Below are 24,026 nucleotides of genomic sequence, written 5' to 3'. Positions count from 1 at the left end.
ATGAGCACTAAAATCTGGCAAAATACCCTACAATCTTATATCCATTATTTAAAATTAGAACGGGGGTTAGCAGAGAATTCAATCGAAAGTTATGAATTGGATTTGCTGAAGTTTGTTCAGTTTTTAAGCCATAGTGAAATAGAGGTAGCACCGAAAAACGTTACGCCAGCTCATGTTAATGAATTTGTTTATCAATTGTCTACGGTTTTAGCACCTACTTCACAAGCGCGAATTATCTCAGGGTTAAAGAGTTTTTTTACTTTTTTACTTGTCGATGGTCAAATTGAAAAAGCGCCTACAGATCTGTTAGAAATCCCCAAACTAGGCCGTAAACTACCAGAAGTCTTAGCGATGGAGGAAATTGACGCCATGTTGGCAACATTAGATCTTTCTACAAACGAAGGGTATCGCAATAAGGTGATGTTGGAACTATTGTATAGCTGTGGATTACGTGTAAGCGAATTAGTCAACCTGCGCTTGAGTGATTTGTTCTTTGAGGAAGGTTTTATTCGGGTAATAGGTAAGGGAAGCAAACATCGATTTGTTCCCATAGATCCAGATACAATGGAACTTATTACAATGTATAAGCAATCGATTAGAAATCATATGCAGGTCAAAAAAGAAGATACGGATATTGTATTTTTAAATCGAAGAGGAGGAAGACTAACGAGAGCGATGATCTTTACTATTGTCAAGCAAGCTGCCCAAGAAGCCAATATTCAAAAGAATGTCAGCCCACATAGTTTTAGGCATTCCTTTGCCACGTATTTGCTGGAAAATGGAGCGGATATTCGAATGATTCAACTGATGTTAGGACATGAATCAATTTTAACTACAGAAATCTATACGCATATTAGTAGAGAGAAGTTAAAAGGCGTAATGGATAGGTATCATCCTAGGAGTAGGCAGTAAGTTGAGGGTTAAGGTTATGAGTTAGGGGATATGGGGTGAAGGTTATGAGTTAAGAGTGGTTTTGCTATAATTGAATATTTTCCAAAGATCAAAACAGCAAAAAACAAAATAAAAAAAGGCGAAAGATTATCTTTCGCCTTTTTTAGTATTATTTCGCTATGTTAATAGCTCTTGTTTCTCTAATAACGGTAATTTTCACTTGACCTGGGTAAGTCATTTCAGTTTGGATTTTTTGTGAAATATCGAAAGACAATGTAGCTGCCATTTCATCTGATACTTTTTCACTCTCCACAATTACACGTAATTCTCTACCTGCTTGAATAGCGTATGAGTTTTTCACTCCTCCAAATTCATTGGCAATACCTTCTAAGTCTTTTAAACGTTGAATGTAAGAATCCAATACTTGTCTTCTTGCTCCAGGTCTTGCTCCAGAAATAGCATCACAAACTTGAATAATTGGTGCAATTAAAGTCGTCATTTCAATTTCATCGTGGTGTGCTCCAATGGCGTTGCAAACTTCTGGTTTCTCACCAAATTTCTCTGCCCATTGCATACCCAAGATTGCGTGTGGTAATTCGCTCTCTGTTTCAGGCACTTTACCAATATCGTGAAGTAATCCCGCACGTTTCGCTAATTTCACGTTCAATCCTAATTCAGCAGCCATTAAACCACATAATTTAGCAACTTCGCGCGAGTGTTGTAATAAGTTTTGACCGTAAGACGATCTATATTTCATACGTCCAACGATTTTAATCAATTCTGGGTGTAACCCGTGAATTCCTAAATCGATAACCGTTCTTTTTCCAATTTCAATGATCTCTTCCTCGATTTGTTTGGTTGTTTTCGCAACAACTTCTTCAATACGAGCAGGGTGAATACGTCCGTCTGTTACCAAACGGTGTAGTGATAATCTCGCAATCTCACGTCTTACAGGATCAAAACAAGAAAGGATAATTGCTTCTGGTGTATCATCTACAATAATTTCAACTCCAGTAGCCGCTTCAATCGCTCTAATGTTACGTCCTTCACGACCAATAATTCTACCTTTTACATCATCTGATTCAATGTTGAATACAGATACACAGTTTTCTACTGCCTCTTCTGTACCTACACGTTGAATCGTATTGATGATAATCTTTTTCGCCTCTTGTTGTGCAGTTAATTTCGCTTCTTCAATCGTATCTTGAATGTACGACATAGCGTCTGCTTTCGCTTCTGTTTTTAAGCTTTCAATAATCTGATTCTTTGCTTCTTCAGCGGTTAAACCAGAAATAATCTCTAATTGCTCAACCTGTGTACGGTGTAAGCGATCAACTTCTTCTTGTTTTTTCTCTATATGTTCAAGCTTAACATCGTAATCTTTGATGATTTTTTCGCTTTCTTCTGCTGCTTTCTTCGCTTTTGATAGTTCATTAGAAATCTGAGATTCTTTATCTCTCGTTCTCTTTTCTGCCTCAGCCATCTTCTTATCGCGTGCTAAAATCACTTGCTCATGCTCCGCTTTTAGCTCAATAAATTTTTCTTTTGCCTGAAGAATTTTCTCCTTTTTAATAGATTCTCCTTCCGTTTTTGCGTCGCGTATAATTGTCTTAGCTTCATTATTAGCGTTTTGTAAAACAGATGAAGCATGGTTTTTTTCTAGGTATTTTGCGATAGCAAAACCTATGCTCCCACCTACTAAAACTCCTCCAACAATAAATAGTATATCCATATGTGTTTTATAATTATATAAAAAAAAGCCCACATCAGTAGAGTTGCATAAACTCTGATTTAAACAAGTTTTGGGTTAGCTTGCTGTTCAAGGATCTGCATAAATGCAGCATGCTTTAGTAGCAATGATTCACCCATTTTAATTTGTTAGTGTTGAGTTTATCAAAACGGTTTACTAATGTGAGCAGTATCTTTTTAGTTTTTCCTTTAAATAAGAACGTGTTATTTTGAAAGTATACGATCTAAAGCTTCATCTAATCGAACCAAGCGATCAACAGCTTTACTGTAATTCTCAGACTTATCAATTGTCTTCTGTTCCGTCTGTGAAGCTAATTGTAAAGCGCACATTGCCAGAACATCTTGCTTATCTCTTACCGCATAGCTCTCCTCAAACTGATTAATCATGATATCAATTTTCTTTGATGCTGAACGCAATGCCTCTTCCTGCGCATACGTTACCGTTAACGGATAGACGCGATCAGCTATCGATATCTTGATTTTTAGTTGTTCATTTTGACTCATAGCTAGCTTTATTTACTGAGTTGAGCGATACAGTTGTCAATCTCTCTTATCAATGAATTTATCTTGAGTTTCGTATCTTTTCTTCCTTCGTCACTGCCCAATAGTGAATTGGCTAATTGCAGAGATTCATATTTTTTATAAATATCATCTAATTGATGCTCATTTTGCTGTATTTCTTGCTGCGCCTCAATTAAATGTTGTTTAAGCGTATTGTTCTCCGCTTCCAATTGATCTAATCGCTGTACAAGTTTGGCAAACTTTACTTCCAATGCATTAATTATGTCCGTTAGTTCACTCATGTCACAAAATAAATATTCACTATTCTTTTACAAAGTTACAATTAGTATTTAGATTTTAAAATATTTTCTGTGAAAAGTTCGAGTGAATGGATAGGAAATTGTTTAATAACTAACTATTGAAAGTATAATCTGTTTTTTGAATGGAAATTAGTAAGAATCATCACTTTAATTCAATAGACAAAAAGGAGTTGTACTGCTAAAACACGATATTCCGCTTTTTTGATCACGCTAATCGTTTATTCTGTTCTATTTTTTCTTCTTTCTATCTGCTTTGAATCTCTTGATATACCTCTTCAAGAAAAAGGTTATTTTGCGAACGAAACTCAAACGAAACCCAACCTTGATTCGAACAAAACGCCCATTTATTTTTAGTGACAACTGAAGATGAATGCAGTCAATAAAGCAGTTTAAGTACAAAATGAACCAATAACGGGAGCCTTGGAGAAAATAAGCAAGGGTATTTCGCAGCTTGTCTAACAGAAGTCTATTATTTGCAGAAAAGGGTTCGCCAATTTTAGATTATTCTTTATTTTAGCAATAAATTATAAAATATGAAAAAGAGTTTAACTGGTTTTTTTGTTTGCTCTGCCTTGTTTGCTTTTGGACAATCTCAATCAATAGAATTTGCTAACCCCCTGAATATTCCCATTAATGCTTCTGGTAATTTTGGAGAATTAAGAGGAAGTCATTTTCATTCTGGATTGGATATTAAAACGCAACAACGCATTGGATTACCCGTTTATGCCCCTGCGGATGGATATGTTTCTCGAATCAAAGTCTCAACTTGGGGCTATGGGAAAGCCTTGTATATTGATCATCCTAATGGAATGACTACGGTATATGGCCATTTAAACGGCTATGAAGGAGCAATTGCGAAACGCGTGTTTGATACGCATTATAATCAACGCATATTCGAAATTGAAATCTTTCCAAAACGCAATGAAATCCCCGTGAAAAAAGGTGATATTATCGCTTATACTGGAAATACGGGTGGTTCTGGTGGACCTCATTTACACTACGAATTTCGCGATACAAAAACTCAAGCCATCATCAATCCTTTGAGTAAAGGAATGAAAGAGATGTTAATTGATACGGAAGCTCCAACAGTGAATGCAGTTTATGCTTATCCCATTTCAGCGGAGGCAACCATCAATAAAAATATAAGCCCCGTGCAGCTGGCATACAAAATGCGCAATGGTGTCCTAGTAGCGGACCCTATTACAGCCAAAGGGAAAATTAGTTTCGGTATCGATATGCATGATACCGCTAATAATAATTCAAATAAGAATGGCGTTTATAAGGTGGAAACTTTTATTAATGGTACACCAAGCTTCAGCTATCAGTTTGATACATTTACGTTTAGTGAAACAGGTTTTGTTAATGCACTAGTGGATTATGGACGGGTAAAACGCACCAAAGCCAAGGTGCAAAAAATGTTTGTTGAAATTCCATACCCTTTATCTGTATTAAAAGTAGACAAAGGAAATCAAGGAATCTTAACCGTAAAACCAGGGGAGAGCTATACGTATAAAATAGTAGCTTCTGATTATCATGGCAATCAAACAACCATTGAAATTCCCGTTACGTATGCGGATGATTTCGTAGCTCGTGTGGATAGTATGGATGTAACGGAAGGCGATCGTTATGATCTTGTTTCAACGAAAGAATTTATTTTCGAAAAGGATTTCGCAAGTGTAAGTATTCCAGCCAATACGTTTTACCAAGACTTTACCTTTATCTTTAATGCTAAAGATAAAGTAGTCACCTTGCACAAAGATGTTGTAGCAGGTTTTAAAAATATGACACTGACAGTGGATATGAGTAATTTTGGATTGACAGATGCAGAATTAGAAAAAGCCTATTTGGCACAACTCGGAGCTAATGGTAGTAAGTCTTATGTAAAGACACATAAAAAAGGAAAACTATTTACGATTTATACCAAAAAACTAGGAAATTACTCCTACGGTATCGATACGACACCACCTAAGATTTATCAACCGAGTTTCAAAGAAGGGGATTGGTTGAGTAACGCGGACAGCATTTCTTTTTTGATACAAGACGTAGATACGGGAATTAATACGATTGAAGGAAGTATTAATGGGAAATGGATTTTGTTGGACTACGATTATAAAACAAAAAAAATAGTACATTTATTCCGTGACGGAGTCGTGACTTCTGGACGCAATGACGTTGTGATTAAAGTGACGGATAACATGAATAACGAAGCAACTTATACCACACATTTTTTTAGAAAATAACAGATGATACATCGATTGGGAATTACAATACTTGTTTTTTTATTGAGCGTAAGTTTATACGCTCAAGAACTTGTTGTGCTAAAGGGGAAGGTCGTGGATAGCAACAGCAAGAAGGGAATTCCCAATGTTACTATTACCGTTTACCATGGTAAGCGGGTAGATGAACAGGCGGTGTTAGGGATGGTTGTTACAGATGAAAAAGGAAAATTCTCCTTGGAATTTCCTCAAGTCGAGGAAGTTTATGTAGAGCTACCAAGTTCGTTGCAGTGTCAACAAGGAAAGCAAATAGACTTTGCGAATAAGAAAGTAAATTCGGTTGTTTTTGATTGTATTGCTCCATTGAATGATGGACGAGAAAAAACAATTCAAATCCTGAAAGAAGAACCTAGAAAACAGGAGCAAGTATTGGATAATATCACGATTGTAACACCTAAAGGAGGTTTTGAACGAGATTTATCTAGTGTGAATTTGTCAGATATTGCACCTGCTGCCGCTACAACGAATCGGTTAGAAACAGTATTAACTACATTGGCAGGAGTGAATTCCAACAATGAGTTGAGTAGCCAGTATACAGTGCGTGGCGGAAGTTTTGATGAGAATTTGATTTACGTGAATGGCGTAGAGATGTATCGCCCTTTTTTAGTGCGTTCTGGTAAACAAGAAGGATTGAGTTTTATCAATCCGACCATGGTAGAAGATATTTCATTTTCAGCAGGTGGATTTAAAGCGAGATATGGCGATAAATTGTCTTCAGTTTTGGATATTACTTATCGTAAGCCTACTGCGAATAAAGCGTATCTGCAAGCCAGTTTTTTGGGTGCCGGGGCAACGGTAGATTTAGTTTCTAAAGACAAGGCCTTAACGGCTATTCTGGGCATGCGTTATCACAACAATCGCTTGTTGATGAATCGCAAAGATGATGATGGCTACTATAAGCCTTCTTTTATGGATGCGCAGACCATTGTGAATTATAAGTTAGATGAACAATGGAATTTTAGCTTTTTAGGGAATATTACCGGAAATCATTATAAGTATGAACCCAACCGAGCAGATGTGTCTTTTGGGGCCTATAATAATACGTCTAATGTAACGGTGTTGTATGACGGAAAAGAGGAGGATAAATACAGCTCCTTATTTGGTGCTTTTACATCAACCTATGCTTGGGATACGAATAACAAAGTTGAAGCAATTATTTCAGCTTATCATACGCAAGAAAAAGAGTATTACGATATAGAAGCTTCTTATTTATTAATTGATCAACAAGAAAATGATTCGGATCCTCTTTTTGGATCAGATATTGAACGACCTGCCCCAATCAGAAAAGGAGTAGCTTCTCAGTTTTCGCATGCTAGAAATAATTATGACGCCTTAGCGGTAAGTGCAGAAATAAAAGGAAAACATCTAATTCAAGATGCCGATGCTTCGTTGCACTGGGGAGTGAAATATACGAGAGAAAATATCAAAGACCGCTTATCCGAATGGGAGTTGATGGATTCTTTAGGGTATGTTTTGCCGAATATACATCCGTATGCAACGCTTCATACACAGCACAATGTGGATATCAATCGATTCATGGCGTATGGAGAATGGGATAAAGCGCTGTATACAGACAAGGCAAAAATCACCCTGAATGCGGGTGCTCGTATGCAGTGGTGGAAGATGTCTGAAAGTGATAAAGGAAAAGTGGTGGTGAGTCCAAGAGCCCAAATCGCTTTTGAACCTAATAACTGGGAGAAAGAGATGTTGTTTACACTAGCTATGGGATTATATCAACAGCCACCCTCGTATCGAGAATACCGAGGATTTGATGGAGAATTAAATCCCGATTTAAAAGCACAAAAAGCTTGGGTCATTGTTTTAGGACATAATTATCAATTTAAATTGTGGGAAAGAAATTTCCGCATGCAATCGGAAGTGTATTATAAAAATATACAAGACGCTAATATTTATACGTTAGATAACGTGCGTATGCGTTATGTAGCTAACAACGATGCAAAAGCGTATGTATATGGTGCAGATGTGCGTTTGTACGGAGAATTTATTAATGGTACAGAATCTTGGGTGAGTTTTGGTTATATGAAAACAGAAGAAAATTACCAAAATAAAGGCTATATCGCAAGACCAACGGATCAACGATTGAAGTTTGGCTTGTTGTTCCAAGATTATGTTCCTTCTATTCCCAATCTGAGATTGTACCTGAATGCGGTATATAATACAGGGTTGCCTGGAGGTTCACCAGCTTATGTTGATCCTTATTTATACCAAGGTAGATTACGCGATTATAAACGAGCAGATATTGGTTTCAATTATGTATTCAAAGACAAAACTATTGGTCAAGATAGTCGTTGGTTGCAAGGAATTGACCATTTACAAGTGGGAATAGAGGTGTATAACGTATTTAATTTTGACAATGCAATTACCAATACCTGGATTAGAGATCTCAGCAGTAATAAAGAGTATGCTATACCAAATTATATGACCAATCGAACCTTTAATATTAAAGTCGCTCTAACGTTTTAATTTTTTCGCAGAGCATTTGTAAAAAACGTATCTTTGAATCATCAATAGTGAAAAGAATGAAAACAAAAGTAGGTTTAATAGTAAGTGTTTTTTCCGCTGTGTTGTTTTTTTCTTGTAAAGGACAAGAGGAAAAGCCAAAAGTAATCTATAAGGATGAGGTAGAAACACCAGAACAACAAGAAGCAGTTAAAGAAAAAACAGAAGATATCAGAATTGCTGATTTGCCTTTGGTTGTCGGTAGTTCTTCCTATTTAATTCACCCCGTTGGAGAAGTAAGAGTATATGCTAGTCCAAGTAAATACGGAACAAGTAAGGTGAACCAATTTTCGTATACTGTTTCCAATTACGTTCCATTTGAAATTACAGGGTATTTAGAAAACCTGATGTTTCAACATAAAGACTCCTTGGAGATTAGACCCTTGACAAATAAGAAAATCCAAATTCAATCAGTGGTGTATTTGAATACCATCGCAGAAAAATTGAAAAAAAATATCTTGGTCTATAATGTTTTTGATGCAGATACCAATCGTGATGGTAAAATTGATTCCAATGATATCAAAACGTTGTACATCAGTAAGAGTAGTGGAAAAGAGTTCAAGAAATTAAGCCCTTACTTACAAGAACTGTTAGATTGGACCGTAATTGATGTGCAAAATAGATTGTATTTCAGAACGATTGAAGACATTAATAAAAATGGAGCTTTTGACAAAAACGACAACGTCAATTATTTCTATATTGATTTGACAGATCCTACCTGGGAAGTTAAAAGTTACGATCCGTTAAATATAATAAGCGTAGAAGAAACAACAGAGACACCTCCTACAGAAGAAGTGTTATAGAAAAATAAATAAATATCATGCCCCCAAGATGCTTAAATATCTTGGGGGCATTTTTTATGCGGTATATGGAAGGAATCTCTAAGGCTATCCTATGATAGGAAAAAGGAAAATAAGAAGCTGTAGTGAAAGGAAATGAGCTTGTTAAGGAGAGATAGGCCTGAAGGAATACGAATATAAAAGCGTAAAAAAGGTTGTAGCGCTTAAAATCGGTTTGTAACTCAATTAAAGGGTAATATTCTCATAAAGTGAATATGGAGCAATATCAAATTCTTTTCAGTTGTAAAGTCGCTAAATAGTGTAAGGAATAAAATAAAATTAAAATTAATTATACTGCATTATTTTTAACTTTTAATCGTATGTCTATTTTTAATTTTATAAGTAAAAATGATATATTCTTTTTTTATTGTGTTTATTTTTGATTTATTTCTTGTTGTTTTTTGTGTTTTTATGTGTAAAAATAAATAATAATGTGACTTTTTTTACACTTTATGGTCTTAGATGTATACGAAATGAGATTTTGACATTGAGAGTTATCAATCTAGCTTTTTTCCTAAATGTAAACGCAAAAAAAAGAAGGAAGAAAGAGGAACGCTAGAAGGAAATCTACAGTTAATCGCGTAAACAGTTGTATTTATTGTATTAAATGGATATAAATTAATATGATAATATGAATTATTTGATGAAATTGTTTAATGACTTTGAGTGTTTTGTCTTGAGAAATTAGTTATTATAAAAGGTAAAATGCGAATAGGTGCATATTGTGTAAATCTCATTTTGTAATGTTAAAATATATGTTAATCTAAAAAATAAATAATAATTTTGTCACGCTTTAAACGAAAGTAAAAAAAGTAGTAATAGGCGAACATCTATTATCTTAAGTCCCCACTTAATAGAGAATCGTGCCTGTATTGCTATGCAGTATTGTCACGACGCAATATGTGAGGGTAGAGGTATTAATATTAATACATCATCACCACTAACATTATGAAACTAATTAAAACATTCGATGGTTTTTTAAGAGGCCATTTTAACTTCGAGAGCATTGTTAAAAGTATTTTAGCAATATCTCTTATTCAGCTGGTTGTGATTTGCTTAGGAGTAAATCTAAACTTTATTCATTTAGCTATTCCGCTATTGTATTTCTTTACAAGAAAAACGGCAAGCCATGTAGAACCGTCAGCCGGTGAATTCGTGTTGCATTTTAGCGTGGTTATTCTCGTGATTTTATTGCCGAGTTTGTTCCCGTTTAAATACATCGGATCGCTAATCTTTGCTTATGTATTAACGTACTTGATGTTGATATATAAGGAAGTAAAAACCATCAAACCTTCTTCAGCAAATCAAAGTATTTTAGGGTTTATCGGTTTTTTCTGCAATTACATGATTGCGTGTTTAATCGCTAAAACAATTTTCTTTTTAGTTACTTATATCTATGCTGATTTTGGTGTGGAATATGTATTCTTTCAAACAGGATTATCGGTTTTAGTTTTGTTGTTTAGTTTATTGAGTTTAGTAAACATCAATGGAGCAAATAAAACAATTCTAAATCAAGTGCCTGCTTTTATGGTTAATAAGGCAGATATCCAATCTTACAGCTATGTAGTGGAAGATAAAGAAAGAACAATTGTTGATTTCTTTGAAACAAGTGATGAATTCCTTGCTAATTCATTCTCTTTGGAAGATTTAGCTGATGCAGTTGGATTGAGTAAGCAAGAAGTTTCAACAGTGATTAATCACCAATTAAACTCTTCTTTCTATCATATGGTTGCGCAATATAGAATCTTACATGCAAAAGAACTGTTGCAAGAACGCAATAACTTGACTATTGAAGCCATTGTTGAAGAATGTGGTTTTAGTTCGAAATCAACATTTAATAAATATTTCAAACTTTTTGTTGGAAAAACACCATCGGTATATCGCAGTCAAATAGCTTAGTATTATTAGTATGGAATTTTATTTCAACTTAATTGTATTAACAGCAACAATTATCTTTGGCAGTATCTCATTTATTGTCAATCGAACGTTGACGACGACGACAAAAACGCAAAAAATACTTCATGTTTTTTTGCTGTTTTTTATTCTGCATATTGTTACGATTCTCTGTTTGAGATTGGCAGTACCAGATGATAGGTTTCTGAGTTTGGGTTTGCCGTTAAATACAGCGTATGCGCCTACATTTTATTGTTGCTTGGTTTTGCTTTCTGAAGAAGTGAAGAAAACTGGGCATGTACAGCGGTATCCCTTTTTTATCTTGCATTTTATTCCAACGATTATTTTACTCGCCTTTTATGGGTTCTTTTTGAGTAAAGAAGTTGATATGAATGATCAGGAAGCCTATGGGTATCTAATTGTACTTTATTCAGTTGAGGTATTGCAATATGTAGGGTATGCTTTTACGGGGTATTTCAAGATTAATAAGTTGATGCTGAATAATAGCGTCCGCCTATTGATTCTCCGCGTTATGTGGATCATGATTTTTATGGCCTTAGTGTCATTAGGTGTTGTTTTTTATAATAACGTCTTGTATTACGACTTATCTGTTACTTATCTCGCTTTATTGTGTTTCTCTGTGGTGATTTTTAATTACTATATGGCGAGGTTGAAATACGTTAAAGTTGTACCAGTCTCAGAAGGCGAATTAGGAGTGGAATCCACAGGAGATGATCAAGCGTTGTTGAAATATGAGAAGTCAAAATTAGCAGAAGACGTTTTACTCGCTTATAAGGTGAAAGTAGAACAAGTATTAGAAGATAAAAAGTCATACCTCAAACTCAGTTTTACGTTAGACGACCTGGAGCGCGAAAGTAAAATTGCCAAGCACCATTTATCGCAGTTCTTTTCAACCATGTATGGTATGAATTTTAATGCGTATGTCAATAAATTACGCGTTGAATATGCAAAGGAATTACTTGAAATAAGAAATTTCGATATCTCTGTTTCTGAACTAGGGGATGAGTGTGGGTTTAATTCCCGTACTTCTTTTTTTAGAGCATTTAAAAAGTATGAAGGGGTTTCGCCTTCTGAGTATATTACAAATGTTTTGGAGAATCGATAAAACGATTTATTTTTTGCTTTCCTGTTTCTTTATAACTAAAGATAATTTGACTTTACTTATAAAAAAGAAAAAAGGCAACGGTACGTCTTTACAAAAAACAAAAAAACACCCTCCACAAGTACCCAACTTCATTTCTCCTCACTATTTCATTTGCATATAAAAAGAGTTGTTTATATTTGTATTAGCATTGAAGATTTCAATTGATAATAGAAAAATAATTTACAAGCGTAGTAAAGTAAAAAAATAGAAAGAATGATTATACAACCTAGAACTCGTGGATTTATCTGCTTAACGTCTCATCCTGAAGGATGTGCAGCGCATGTTAAACAACAAATTGCCTATGTTCAATCGAAAGGAAAAATAGCGAATGGACCTAAAAAAGTACTTGTAATTGGTGCTTCTACTGGTTTTGGATTAGCATCACGTATAGCTACAGCTTTTGGTTCTGACGCAGCTACTATAGGTGTGTTTTTCGAAAAGTCAGCTACAGAAGGCCGTCCAGCAACTGCAGGTTGGTATAATTCAGCAGCATTTGAACAAGAAGCTGCAAAAGCAGGTTTATATGCAAAAAGCATCAATGGTGATGCATACTCGGATGAGATTAAAAAACAAACAATCGAATTGATCAAACAAGATTTAGGTCAAGTAGATTTAGTGGTATATAGTTTAGCTTCACCTAGACGTACACACCCAAAAACAGGAGTAGCTTATGCTTCAGTTTTAAAGCCAATCAACGAACCTTTCTCTAATAAGACTGTTGATTTCCATACAGGTGTAGTGTCTAATATTACAATCGATCCTGTAACAGAACAAAGCGATATTGATAATACAATCGCAGTAATGGGAGGAGAAGATTGGAAATTCTGGATGGAAGACTTAAAAGCAGCAGGTGTTTTAGCAGATGGCGTAAAAACAGTAGCGTATTCTTACATCGGGCCTGAGTTAACTTACCCTATTTATAGAAACGGAACAATTGGTATGGCTAAAAATGATTTAGAAGCAACTGTTCCTACAATCAATAATTTATTATCAGATTTACACGGAGTATCCTATGTGTCTGTAAATAAAGCGCTAGTAACACAATCAAGTTCAGCAATTCCTGTAGTTCCTTTATATATCTCTTTATTGTATAAAGTGATGAAAGAGAAAAATATTCACGAAGGATGTATTGAGCAAATGTACCGCTTATTTGACGATCGTCTATATGCAGATAAACCAGTAGGATTAGATTCAGAAGGAAGAATTAGAGTAGACGACTGGGAAATGAGAGAAGATGTTCAAGCAGAAGTAGCTAAACTTTGGGAGCAAATCAACTCAGAGAATATCAATGAGATTTCAGATTTAGAAGGATACAGAAAAGACTTCTTTAATTTATTTGGATTTGAATTCGACAATGTTGATTACAATTTGGAAACTAATGAATTAGTTGATGTACCAAGTATCAAATAAGAAAATATAAGAAAATATAAGAATAAAAAAAAGTCGATGGAATTCCATCGACTTTTTTTTTAGGATATAGGCAATGAGTTTTGTGAGGTTTGCTTTTTGTGAGGTTTGCTCTTTGTGAGGTTTGCTCTTTGTGAGGTTTGTGCTTTGTGAGATTTATCGATTAAAGAAGAATCTATCATCATCTCGTAATCCACACCCTGTATGTCACCCCGACGAAGGAGGGGTCGCATCCCGCGCTCACACCCGTAATGATGTGAGGTTTGTGAAGTCGTAGGTTGCTTTTTTGCTTTTTTGTGTTTTTGTGAGATTTATCGATTAAAGAGGAATGTTGCACAAAAGCGTAAAATACCTTTACAAAAGACAATTTAACCCCAACGTAAGTCAAATAAAGAGCGTCAAATGTTTGAAAAGGCTGTAAAAATAAAAGGTGTTTGAGCGTAGCGAGTTCTTTTATTTTCAGCCTTGAAAACTAATTTGACCTTTATTTGGGTTAGTTGAAGGGGTTTTTGTTTCTTTTTTACCCTTTAAAAAAGAAAGGGGGGGTCTTTGTGAGGTTTGTTCTTTGTGAGGTTTGTTCTTTGTGAGGTTTGTTCTTTGTGAGGTTCGTGCTTTGCGAGATTTATCGATTAAAGAAGAATTTCTCATCATCTCGTAATCCACAACACCCTGTATGTCACCCCGACGAAGGAGGGGTCGCATCCCGCGCTCACACCCGTAATGATGTGAGGTTTGTGAAATCGTAGGTTGCTTTTTTGCTTTTTTGTGAGATTTATCCATTAAAGAAGAATGTTGCACAAAAGCGTAAAATACCTTTACAAAAGACAATTTAGCCCCAACGTAAGTCAAATAAAGAGCGTCAAATGTTTGAAAAGGCTGTAAAAATAAAAGGTGTTTGAGCGTAGCGAGTTCTTTTATTTTCAGCCTTGAAAACTAATTTGACCTTTATTTGGGTTAGTTGAAGGGGTTTTTGTTTCTTTTTTGCCCTTTAAAAAAGAAAGGAATGCTCTTTGTGAGGTTTGTTCTTTGTGAGGTTTGCTCTTTGTGAGGTTTGCTCTTTGTGAGGTTTGCTCTTTGTGAGGTTCGTGCTTTGTGAAGTTTGCTTACCACCTCATAATCTTATCGCCTCACCCTCTAATCGCCTCACCGTCTCACCGTCTCACCAAAATCACCCATAACCTCACCCCAAATATTTCTCTTGTAAATCCTGAACTACCTCTTGAATTTGTTGAGACAGCGTTTGTATGTATTGCGCTAGATCATCTTTCGTTTGGAACTCAATGGTTTTATCTTCTAATTTCTCTAAGGCAGGTACAAGATGATTGATTTGTAACTGTTTGAACATCGGTAACATTTTATGTGCGATATTGCTGATGGTATCATAATCGAAATCATCTTTTGCGTAGTTAAAATCGAGTACATTCTCTTGCGTACTATCCACAAAAATGACTACAAATTTGCGTAAAGCAGCACTATCTTCCCCAATAAATTGCTTGATTTGGTTGATATCATACAAATGCGCAGGTTTTTCATCCGAAAGCGCCGTATTTGATGTGGTATCCCATTCAATAGTATGATCAGGATGTAAAAGTTGAGTGATAAGCGTCAATAACTCCTGTAGTTGGATAGGTTTTTGGTGCGCGGAAGTAAATCCAGCATTGGTGAAATCCTCTAAAGTAAGGTCGCGTTTACCAGATAACGCGATGATGGGAATCTCGCGATATTTTGGATTGGCACGTACAAGTTGAATCATTTCAAACCCATCCATTTTGGGCATTTGAATATCACTTAAAATAACATCATAAGTATTTTGCTCTAAAACAGCTTCTATTTCCGATGAATCGTTGAGGATCTCAATATGCTTAAAGAGTGGAGAGAGAAGCTCTTCCATCAATTGGAGCTGAATTTTATCATCATCCACAACGAGGATTTTATTTTGATTCAATACAGTAAAGAGTTCTTTGTATTGGTGTACAGTTGTATGCGTATTGACTTGTACATCTGCTTCTTCTAAAGGCAAAGTCAACGTAAAAATTGAACCTTCGCCTAAGATACTTTCTACATTTATCTCACCTCCCAACAAGCCAATCATACGCTTGGATATATTGAGTCCCAAGCCTGTACCACCAAAGCGTTTTTCAATCCCTTCATTCGCTTGGCTAAATTCCTTGAAAATATTTTCAATTTGATTTTGTTCAATACCAATACCCGTATCAATCACTTTAATTTGCAATTGATCACCTAGTTTAATTGCTTCCACAAATACGCCACCTTTTTGTGTGAATTTCAGGGCATTTGTAATTAAATTAGTTACAATTTGCTTCAAGCGATACGGATCAGATATAAACGTATTGTTTAATGCCTGATCTACGGTCCATTTTAATTTGATTTTTTTGTTATCCGCATTGGGAACTAAAGGAGCACAGATGCTCTCTAGTAATTCTTTTGGATTGAATGCTTTTTCCTGAATGCTGATTTTATTGTTTTCTAACTTAGAGAAATCAGTTAAATCATTGATTAGATTAGCGATATACTGTGTTGAACTCTGTATGTTGTTGAGGTACTGTCTCTGTTTGGAAGTCAATTCTGTTGATTCTAGTAAATTAGAAAACCCAATTAAACTACCTAGAGGAGTTTGTAAATCATGGGTTACGGTTGCGAATAGCATGGTTTTACTGCGTAATAATACCTCTCTCTCTTTGTTGAGTTGTTCTAGTTTTAGACGATATTCTTGTGTTTGGTTGATGTCTTTGATGATAATCCAACCTAAAATAATAATCACAAATAAGGCTGATCCTCCAATATAAGCAATATTGGTAGAAGCTGTACTGATACGTGCCTTTGACTCATTGATATTCTGGTACGAAAGGGTAAGTAAGTTTTGCTCGATGCTCTCGAGAATCTTACGCAATTCATTCGTAATGTTTTTATTTTCTATAACTAATTTTTGCTCTTCTTTTAATAAGGTAGCCTGCTGTTGATTGACCTTCTCCTGCGCTTTGAGGATGATGGTTTCCATGGCAGTAATTAAAGAATCTGTGACGTTCGGATAATTGATGGTTTTGGTAATTGTATCCGTGTGGTCACCTTTAAATAATCGCGCCCAACCACTGCGTTTTTCTTTTTCTTTGGACTGGATTACAATGGGTTGTATTTTGCGCTCAATCTCATCGCGTATGTCGTAAATTTTATCAATGGCTTCGCTGTAATCTCGGTCTTCATTAATCTCTTTTCTCGCCTTGATGATGTTGTTGAAGCTGACTTTTTTCTTCTTTAATAAATCTTGTACTAAATCAATTTTCTGGTGAATCGCTTGATCCGTTGTTGTTAGTTTGATTCGGTCAATCTGATTCACCAATGTATCTAAATGGGAATAATAACTTTGGATGTCTTTATTGTTTCCGGTGACAATGGCATTTCTGCTGTATATCTCCGAAGAATACAGGTTATTTAGCGTACTACTAACAAGAAATATCTTATTGTTTTCCTTCACCACTTGCTCTTCTGGTAAGGTAAATTTTTTAGCCTCTTTATAGATGTAAAAACCCGAAAAGAAAACAGCTCCAAGTAGAATAATATACAAGAATATGATTTTGATCTTTATCGATTTTGAGGGTTTCATGTTGCGTCTCGTTAGAATTGAACTACAAATGTACAAAATGTTGCGTCTCGTTTTTGGATTTTGTAAATCAATGATTTTGTTTAGATGAAATGTTAAAATATTGAGTAAGGTTGTATTGTTGTATGTATTGTGTTTGGGTTGTTTGTTTGTTAAATTTTAATATAAAATAACTTTTTGTTTGCATGTTAATTAATATTGGTTAACTTTAGTAGAAACAATGTAATGAAGAGTGTGTTAAAGTGTCGGAGAGAGGCATTGATTGTATGTTTAGGTTTAATCAATTAAAACAGTGTGTTATGGCAAAAAATGATTTATTTAAGAAAGATTGGTTAGATATTGTATTTGCAGGTAGAAATAAGCAATACGGAGCCTACAAATTACGTCTAGAAAGTCCTAGGACCACCCTCTTAGCCTTAGGAAGTGGGTTGTGTTTATTCGCCTTTGTATTTGTGGCACCAACAGCTATTTCTTCTTTCTTTGAAGAAGACAATGAATTTGCTGGAGGAGTTATCGATTACGTGGAGCCTTTTGATAAAACCGTAGAACTTGTTGATGTGGTTATGCCAAAAGAAGAAGTAGAAGAAGTAAAGCCAATAGTAGAAGAACCTAAAACAGAGGAGGCGAGTGCACCTGCTTCTAGTATGGATGTAGAACGATTTACGATTTTAGAAGTAGCACCGGCAGATGAGATTACGGAAGAACCAGCAAAACAAGAAAACTTAGTAGATGTTTTGATTGGAACTACAACAATAGAAGGGAATGCGGCGGGTAGTATTTTAGTAACTGAAACGCCTGGTAAAACAGAGAATGGAACCGGCACAACAATAGGTACCGATGAAAGAGAGGGGGGGAATGAGATTGTTCACTTCACCACTGAAAGAGCAGAACCATTAGGAGGAATGGCTAATTTTAGCCAAATGTTTATCTCTAAGTTTCGTGCAATACACGTACCTGATAATACACGTAAAGTACAAGTGATTTTGTCTTTTGTTGTAGAAAAAGACGGTAGTATCACCGATATTAAAGTATTGCGTGATCCTGGATATGGTACAGGTACAGAGGCTATTCGCGTATTAAAAAGCATGCCGAAATGGAAACCTGCACGTCAGGACAATAAAACAGTACGATCTCAATTCACTTTACCCATAACGATTCAGGTGCAGTAAAGCGAGATAAATTGATAGATAGGTTTATAAATGACAAAAGCGATCCATGGATCGCTTTTGTTGTATAGTAAAGATTGTAATTAGTCTCTTGAAATTCCTCTTGAGATTACAATTTTTTGAATCTCAGATGTTCCTTCGTAGATTTGGGTGATTTTAGCATCACGCATCATACGTTCTACATGATATTCTCTAACGTATCCATTTCCACCGTGAATTTGAACGGCTTCTATAGTTGTATCCATTGCTGTTTTAGAAGCAAATAATTTAGCCATTGCACCAGAAACCGAGATATCTTGACCTGCATCTTTTTCAGCTGCAGCTTTTAAACATAACATTCGAGCTGCAGAAATTTGAGTAGCCATATCAGCTAATTTAAATGCAATCGCTTGGTGATTGATAATTTCTGTTCCAAATGCTTTGCGCTCTTTGGCGTATTTTAAAGACAATTCATATGCCCCTTGTGCAATTCCCAAAGCTTGAGAAGCAATTCCAATACGACCTCCATTTAATACGTTCATCGCAAAAGCGAAACCAAATCCGTCTTCACCAATTCTATTTGCTTTAGGTACTTTTACGTCTGTAAACAATAAAGTATGGGTATCAGATCCACGGATTCCCATTTTTTGCTCTTTTGCTCCAATTTCAAATCCAGGTAATCCTTTCTCTACGATAAAAGCATTAATTCCCTTGTGTTTCTTTTCTGGGTTTGTCTGTGCAATTACAATGTAGAAAGAAGCTGTACTACCATTGGTAATCCAGTTTTTTGTTCCGTTTAATAGGTAGTAATCTCCCATGTCAACGGCTGTTGTTTTTTGCGATGTAGCATCCGAACCTGCTTCTGGCTCAGATAAACAAAAAGCTCCGATTCCTTCTCCTGAAGCTACCTGAGTTAAGTATTTTTCTTTTTGTTCTTCGTTTGCATATTTTTCTAAACCTGCACAAACTAAAGAGTTATTAACAGATAACACTACAGCCGTAGAAGCGTCAACCTTTGCAATTTCTTCCATTGCTAATACATAAGATACGCTATCTAATCCACTTCCTCCATACTTTGGATCAACCATCATCCCTAAAAATCCAAGCTCTCCTAATTTCTTAATCTGCTCTGCTGGGAAAATTTGATGTTCGTCTCTTTCAATAACACCTGGTAATAATTCAGTGTGCGCGAAATCACGAGCAGCTTGTTGAATCATTAGTTGTTCTTCTGTTAATTTAAAATCCATTGATTGTATATTTTATGCTTTGTAATCTGAAAAATTTATGAGTTCAAATATAGCGGAATAATATCAAATATTCAATTACTATGCGTAAATTTATACCTATGAAAAATAGTCAATATCGCGTTATTGGAATCATGTCTGGCACCTCTTTGGATGGAGTAGATTTGGTGTATGTTACTTTGTCTTTGCATCAAGGAGCGTGGTCCTTTGAAATTGAACAAGGCCAAACGATTCCGTATACAGAAGCTTGGAGAAAAAAGCTCAAAACAGCAATTACCTTAAACAAAGCAGAACTAGATGTTTTGGATGAACAATATACGGTGTATTTGGCGCAAGTGATTACTGCTTTTATTCAAGAGCATGCCTTGGAATCTATTGATTTTGTTTGTTCTCATGGACATACGATTTTACATCGTCCAGATTTGGGGTATACCGTTCAAATAGGAAATTTATCCATTTTAGCCGATTTGATTCAGCATAAAGTGGTGTGTGATTTTCGCGTGCAAGATGTCTTGCTAGGAGGACAGGGGGCACCTTTAGTGCCAATTGGAGATCGTTTACTTTTTAGTGACTACGATGCCTGCTTAAATCTAGGTGGTTTTGCTAATGTATCCTATGAGAATCAATTGAACTATCGCATTGCTTTTGATTTGTGTCCTGTGAATGTATTGCTTAACGAACAAGCAAATAAATTAGGATTGCTATATGATGCAGCAGGACAAAAAGCACGAGAAGGAGCAATATGCAATCCTTTATTAACTGCATTGAATGGATTAGACTATTACAGTAAAACACCACCGAAATCACTGGGAGTGGAATATGTAACGAGCAATATTCAGCCGTTAGTTGAGTTATATCCAAATACAGCCGAAGACTACTTGGCAACTTTTGTGGAGCATATCGCCATGCAAATTGCACAAGGGATTCCTTTGCCGAAACACGCGAAAATTTTAGTAACAGGTGGAGGTGCTTTTAATACCTATTTGATGGAGCGCATTCGCTATTACGCACCTACTTATCAATTTGACGTTCCTCAAACGTTGTTGGTTAATTATAAGGAAGCGCTAATTTTTGCTTTATTAGGCGTACTTAAAGTGAGAGATGAAGTCAATACCCTAGCTAGTGTTACGGGAGCCCAATACGATCACAGTGCGGGTATTATTTACGATATTTTTGATCCAGTCTGGTAAGGAAGGGGAGATTTAAAAACGTTAATCTGCTTGTTTGGCACAATAAAAACGTCCTATCTTTGATTTACTTTTGCTCAAACGAAAGTGTTTTGCAGCGCTTTTTTTGTGAAAGCACTTGAAAAAGAATGATTTACATTAGATTAATTACCTATAGCGGATAGTAACCCTCTATTTTATACTTATGACCTACCAAGAAACTGTCTTGTGGATGTTTGAACAACTTCCTATGTACCAGCAGCAAGGAGCAATCGCTTATAAAGCTGATTTATCAAATATAGAAAAATTAGCTGCGCATTTGAATCATCCTGAAAAGGAGCTTAAAACGTTACACATTGCTGGTACGAATGGCAAAGGATCAACTTCATCTATGTTAGCTTCTATTTTACAAGAAGCAGGGTATAAAGTTGGTTTATATACTTCTCCTCACTTAAAAGATTTTAGAGAACGCATTAAGATTAATGGAGAAGAAATTACAGAAAATTTTGTTGTGGATTTTATTGCGACCAATAAATCGTTTTTTGAGCGAGAGTCGTTGAGCTTTTTCGAAATGACAGTTGGGATGGCTTTTGAGTACTTTAAAGAAGAGCAAGTAGATGTTGCTGTTATTGAAGTGGGAATGGGAGGACGATTGGATGCAACGAATATTATTACACCTTTGGTCTCTGTGATTACAAATATTGGAAAAGATCACGTGGCTTTTCTTGGAAATACAGTAGAAGAAATTGCAGGGGAAAAAGCAGGGATTATAAAGAAAGGTGTTCCCGTAGTGATTGGAGAATATGTAGACGAAACGAAACCTGTTTTTATTGCCAAGGCAAAAGCTGCGCAAAGTCCGATTTATTTTGCTTCAGAAACGTATGCTTCTAATACATGGACGTCTGATTTAAAAGGAATATACCAACAAAAGAATATACGCACGGTTCGTCAAACGATCGAATTGTTGCGCAAAGACTTCGTGATAACAGAAGAGAATGAAAGAGAAGGATTAAATCACGTAGTGGCTCATACAAAATTACAAGGGCGTTGGCAGGTATTACAAGAAAATCCGAAAGTTATTGCAGACACAGCACATAACGAACATGGGATTGCAATTGTGATGGAACAGCTCAAAACGGAGAAATACGAACAATTATACTTCGTTTTTGGGGTAGTCAACGATAAAGATTTACAAAGTGTATTGCCTTTTTTACCGAAAGAGGCTAAATATTTCTTTGCCAAGCCAAATATTTTTCGTGGATTAGATGGAAATATTTTAGCAGCGAAAGCAAAAGAATTTGGATTGGAAGGAATGGTTTGTGATTCAATACCAGAAGCTTATGCGAAAGCGAAGGCTGTTGCTAAGGCGGAAGACTTGATTTATATAGGGGGAAGTACTTTTGTCGTAGCAGAAATTTTATAAAAAAAAGTTTCAAAAAGCTTGCAAACATAAAATCCCGTCGTATATTTGCACCCGTAATCAACACATGATTACACGTTCATTAAGAAAGGGCGATTAGCTCAGTTGGTTCAGAGCATCTCGTTTACACCGAGAGGGTCGGGGGTTCGAATCCCTCATCGCCCACCATTCTTACACATATTGAAAATATTCCGAATTTATAGAAATATATATTAGGGCGATTAGCTCAGTTGGTTCAGAGCATCTCGTTTACACCGAGAGGGTCGGGGGTTCGAATCCCTCATCGCCCACAATATTTTAAAATAAAAGTTAATTCGGGCGATTAGCTCAGTTGGTTCAGAGCATCTCGTTTACACCGAGAGGGTCGGGGGTTCGAATCCCTCATCGCCCACAATATTTTAAAATAGAACGATAATAATTCGGGCGATTAGCTCAGTTGGTTCAGAGCATCTCGTTTACACCGAGAGGGTCGGGGGTTCGAATCCCTCATCGCCCACAATATTTTAAAATAAAACGATAATAATTCGGGCGATTAGCTCAGTTGGTTCAGAGCATCTCGTTTACACCGAGAGGGTCGGGGGTTCGAATCCCTCATCGCCCACAAGAAAAAAGCCTATTCATTGCGAATAGGCTTTTTTTGTTTATACCTACTACTTTCCATTTAAATATTTAGTTAGGCGAAAAGTGGGGGAGACTACAAAATAAATCTTCTTTTTTGATTCATTTCCCCAGTTCAGTTGTCTCCTCGACGCAGGAGAAGTCACATCCCATAAGTTGAAAAAAGAACTCTTAGCAAATCGGTTAATTTGTACGTTACCTGTTTATATTCTTTACTTCTCTATTTTTTACTTTTCAGTTTTTTCTCTTGCTAGTGATAAAAAAACACACTTTGAGGATTTTTGATAATAATTTAATCTTGCATTGAGGTTTGTTTGTATTTTTAAGTTAAAATATTAGAAATTATTTTAATTTATCTATGTTTTAAGGTAATTTCGATAGTGTTAATGATAAAATGATATTAGATTACATGTTGATAGAGAAGATAGGTAATAGAATCTAATAGAGGATTAATTATAATTGCTAGTATTATGAAAAGAAAATTATTTGCTGTGGCATTTTTTATGGGGTTTTGGGGAGCTTATTGTCAGGTTGGTATTGGAACGCGTTCACCAAATGTATCATCAGAACTAGATGTCGTTTCGAATGACAAAGGGATTTTAATTCCCCGTGTTGCTTTAACTTCTACGAAGGATACCAAAACGATTAAGGGAAACGATGGGAATGGTTATGAAAATAGTCTTTTGGTGTTTAATACTCTTGCGCAAAATGACATTACACCAGGATATTATTATTGGTATCAAGATAAATGGATGCGTATTTTAGATAAAGAAGCGCTGGAACAATACCTTACAACTTATGCGGGGAATGTGCATTATGATGGAAATACATTGACTTTTGTCAATGAAAATGGGGATACCGTTACCATGGATATGACTACGATTATTCAAGGTAGTGAAACAGTAACTACTTTGGTAAAAGACCCATTAAACAATGGAAAATATATCTATACCAATGAGGCTGGTGTAGAAGTGGTGATTGACGTAACAACCGAGGTGACGAATAACTTTGAAGAAATCATCAACAGAACGGAAGTTCAAGAGGTTTTAAATCAATACATCACAGAGAATGGCGGAAACATTCATTACGATGGCGGTTCGTTTACCTATCTAGATGAGAATGGGAATACGGTTACCATGGATATGACCACGATTATTCAAGGTAGTGAAACAGTAACTACTTTGGTGAAAGACCCATTAAACAATGGAAAATATATCTATACGAATGAGGCTGGTGTAGAAGTGGTGATTGAC

The 24,026-nt window shown here is 35.7% G+C and carries 15 protein-coding genes, 5 tRNA genes, 1 other RNA gene and 1 pseudogene; 16 read left to right on the top strand and 6 right to left on the bottom strand.

Annotation, left to right across the window (positions count from 1 at the left end):
* Positions 1 to 912 (top strand): site-specific tyrosine recombinase XerD, encoded by a 912-nt coding sequence (gene xerD / locus ACUTSE_RS12900; RefSeq protein ID WP_445640510.1) that lies wholly within the window; start codon positions 1 to 3, stop codon positions 910 to 912.
* A gap of 148 nt (positions 913 to 1,060) precedes the next feature.
* On the opposite strand, the gene rny is transcribed toward xerD, so the two are convergent.
* The 4 genes from rny to ACUTSE_RS12880 all read right to left on the bottom strand — a co-directional run bounded on the left by rny (position 1,061) and on the right by ACUTSE_RS12880 (position 3,443).
* Positions 1,061 to 2,623, bottom strand: coding sequence for a ribonuclease Y (gene rny / locus ACUTSE_RS12895; protein WP_002990884.1), 1,563 nt, complete (start codon positions 2,621 to 2,623; stop codon positions 1,061 to 1,063).
* A gap of 49 nt (positions 2,624 to 2,672) precedes the next feature.
* Positions 2,673 to 2,781, bottom strand: a non-coding RNA gene (gene ssrS / locus ACUTSE_RS12890) — 6S RNA.
* A 63-nt stretch (positions 2,782 to 2,844) separates the two neighbouring features.
* Positions 2,845 to 3,144 (bottom strand): cell division protein ZapA, encoded by a 300-nt coding sequence (locus ACUTSE_RS12885; RefSeq protein ID WP_115089666.1) that lies wholly within the window; start codon positions 3,142 to 3,144, stop codon positions 2,845 to 2,847.
* 8 nt (positions 3,145 to 3,152) lie between these two features.
* On the bottom strand, positions 3,153 to 3,443 hold the full coding sequence (locus ACUTSE_RS12880) for a hypothetical protein (RefSeq protein ID WP_002990888.1): 291 nt from the start codon (positions 3,441 to 3,443) through the stop codon (positions 3,153 to 3,155).
* A 551-nt stretch (positions 3,444 to 3,994) separates the two neighbouring features.
* On the opposite strand from ACUTSE_RS12880, the gene ACUTSE_RS12875 reads away from it, so the two are divergent.
* The 6 genes from ACUTSE_RS12875 to fabV all read left to right on the top strand — a co-directional run bounded on the left by ACUTSE_RS12875 (position 3,995) and on the right by fabV (position 13,564).
* Complete coding sequence (locus ACUTSE_RS12875) at positions 3,995 to 5,701, top strand: M23 family metallopeptidase (RefSeq protein WP_445640509.1); 1,707 nt, start codon at positions 3,995 to 3,997, stop codon at positions 5,699 to 5,701.
* A gap of 3 nt (positions 5,702 to 5,704) precedes the next feature.
* Positions 5,705 to 8,221, top strand: a complete 2,517-nt coding sequence (locus tag ACUTSE_RS12870) for a TonB-dependent receptor (RefSeq protein ID WP_445640508.1) — start codon at positions 5,705 to 5,707, stop codon at positions 8,219 to 8,221.
* A 56-nt stretch (positions 8,222 to 8,277) separates the two neighbouring features.
* Positions 8,278 to 9,060: a hypothetical protein gene (locus ACUTSE_RS12865; RefSeq protein WP_445640507.1), complete on the top strand. Its 783-nt coding sequence runs from the start codon at positions 8,278 to 8,280 to the stop codon at positions 9,058 to 9,060.
* Positions 9,061 to 10,044: 984 nt separating this feature from the next.
* Positions 10,045 to 10,995, top strand: a complete 951-nt coding sequence (locus tag ACUTSE_RS12860) for a helix-turn-helix domain-containing protein (protein WP_002990902.1) — start codon at positions 10,045 to 10,047, stop codon at positions 10,993 to 10,995.
* Between the two features lie 10 nt (positions 10,996 to 11,005).
* Positions 11,006 to 12,115 (top strand): helix-turn-helix domain-containing protein, encoded by a 1,110-nt coding sequence (locus ACUTSE_RS12855; RefSeq protein ID WP_445640506.1) that lies wholly within the window; start codon positions 11,006 to 11,008, stop codon positions 12,113 to 12,115.
* A gap of 252 nt (positions 12,116 to 12,367) precedes the next feature.
* Complete coding sequence (gene fabV, locus ACUTSE_RS12850; protein WP_445640505.1) at positions 12,368 to 13,564, top strand: enoyl-ACP reductase FabV; 1,197 nt, start codon at positions 12,368 to 12,370, stop codon at positions 13,562 to 13,564.
* Between the two features lie 1,177 nt (positions 13,565 to 14,741).
* Here the strand turns inward: fabV and ACUTSE_RS12845 are convergent.
* On the bottom strand, positions 14,742 to 17,183 hold the full coding sequence (locus tag ACUTSE_RS12845; protein WP_445640504.1) for an ATP-binding protein: 2,442 nt from the start codon (positions 17,181 to 17,183) through the stop codon (positions 14,742 to 14,744).
* A gap of 296 nt (positions 17,184 to 17,479) precedes the next feature.
* Here ACUTSE_RS12845 and ACUTSE_RS12840 point away from each other — a divergent pair, with 296 nt between their 5' ends.
* Positions 17,480 to 18,349 (top strand): energy transducer TonB, encoded by an 870-nt coding sequence (locus ACUTSE_RS12840; RefSeq protein ID WP_445640503.1) that lies wholly within the window; start codon positions 17,480 to 17,482, stop codon positions 18,347 to 18,349.
* 80 nt (positions 18,350 to 18,429) lie between these two features.
* On the opposite strand, the gene ACUTSE_RS12835 is transcribed toward ACUTSE_RS12840, so the two are convergent.
* Complete coding sequence (locus tag ACUTSE_RS12835; protein WP_002990915.1) at positions 18,430 to 19,572, bottom strand: acyl-CoA dehydrogenase family protein; 1,143 nt, start codon at positions 19,570 to 19,572, stop codon at positions 18,430 to 18,432.
* Between the two features lie 98 nt (positions 19,573 to 19,670).
* On the opposite strand from ACUTSE_RS12835, the gene ACUTSE_RS12830 reads away from it, so the two are divergent.
* From ACUTSE_RS12830 to ACUTSE_RS12795, 8 genes and pseudogenes are all read left to right on the top strand, one after another.
* Entirely contained in the window at positions 19,671 to 20,759 is a 1,089-nt protein-coding gene (locus ACUTSE_RS12830; RefSeq protein WP_445640502.1) for an anhydro-N-acetylmuramic acid kinase, read from the top strand.
* A gap of 181 nt (positions 20,760 to 20,940) precedes the next feature.
* Entirely contained in the window at positions 20,941 to 22,158 is a 1,218-nt protein-coding gene (locus ACUTSE_RS12825) for a bifunctional folylpolyglutamate synthase/dihydrofolate synthase (RefSeq protein WP_445640501.1), read from the top strand.
* Positions 22,159 to 22,245: 87 nt separating this feature from the next.
* A tRNA-Val gene (locus ACUTSE_RS12820) sits at positions 22,246 to 22,323 on the top strand.
* 47 nt (positions 22,324 to 22,370) lie between these two features.
* Positions 22,371 to 22,445, top strand: a tRNA-Val gene (locus ACUTSE_RS12815).
* 26 nt (positions 22,446 to 22,471) lie between these two features.
* A tRNA-Val gene (locus tag ACUTSE_RS12810) sits at positions 22,472 to 22,546 on the top strand.
* A gap of 30 nt (positions 22,547 to 22,576) precedes the next feature.
* Positions 22,577 to 22,651, top strand: a tRNA-Val gene (locus tag ACUTSE_RS12805).
* A 30-nt stretch (positions 22,652 to 22,681) separates the two neighbouring features.
* A tRNA-Val gene (locus ACUTSE_RS12800) sits at positions 22,682 to 22,756 on the top strand.
* 487 nt (positions 22,757 to 23,243) lie between these two features.
* A pseudogene (locus ACUTSE_RS12795) lies at positions 23,244 to 24,026 on the top strand (hypothetical protein); the annotation flags it as partial.

Source organism: Myroides sp. TSA_177.3 (assembly GCF_052691955.1).
Note: the sequence above shows the minus strand (reverse complement) of the source record. Positions and strands in the feature narration are given on the sequence as shown.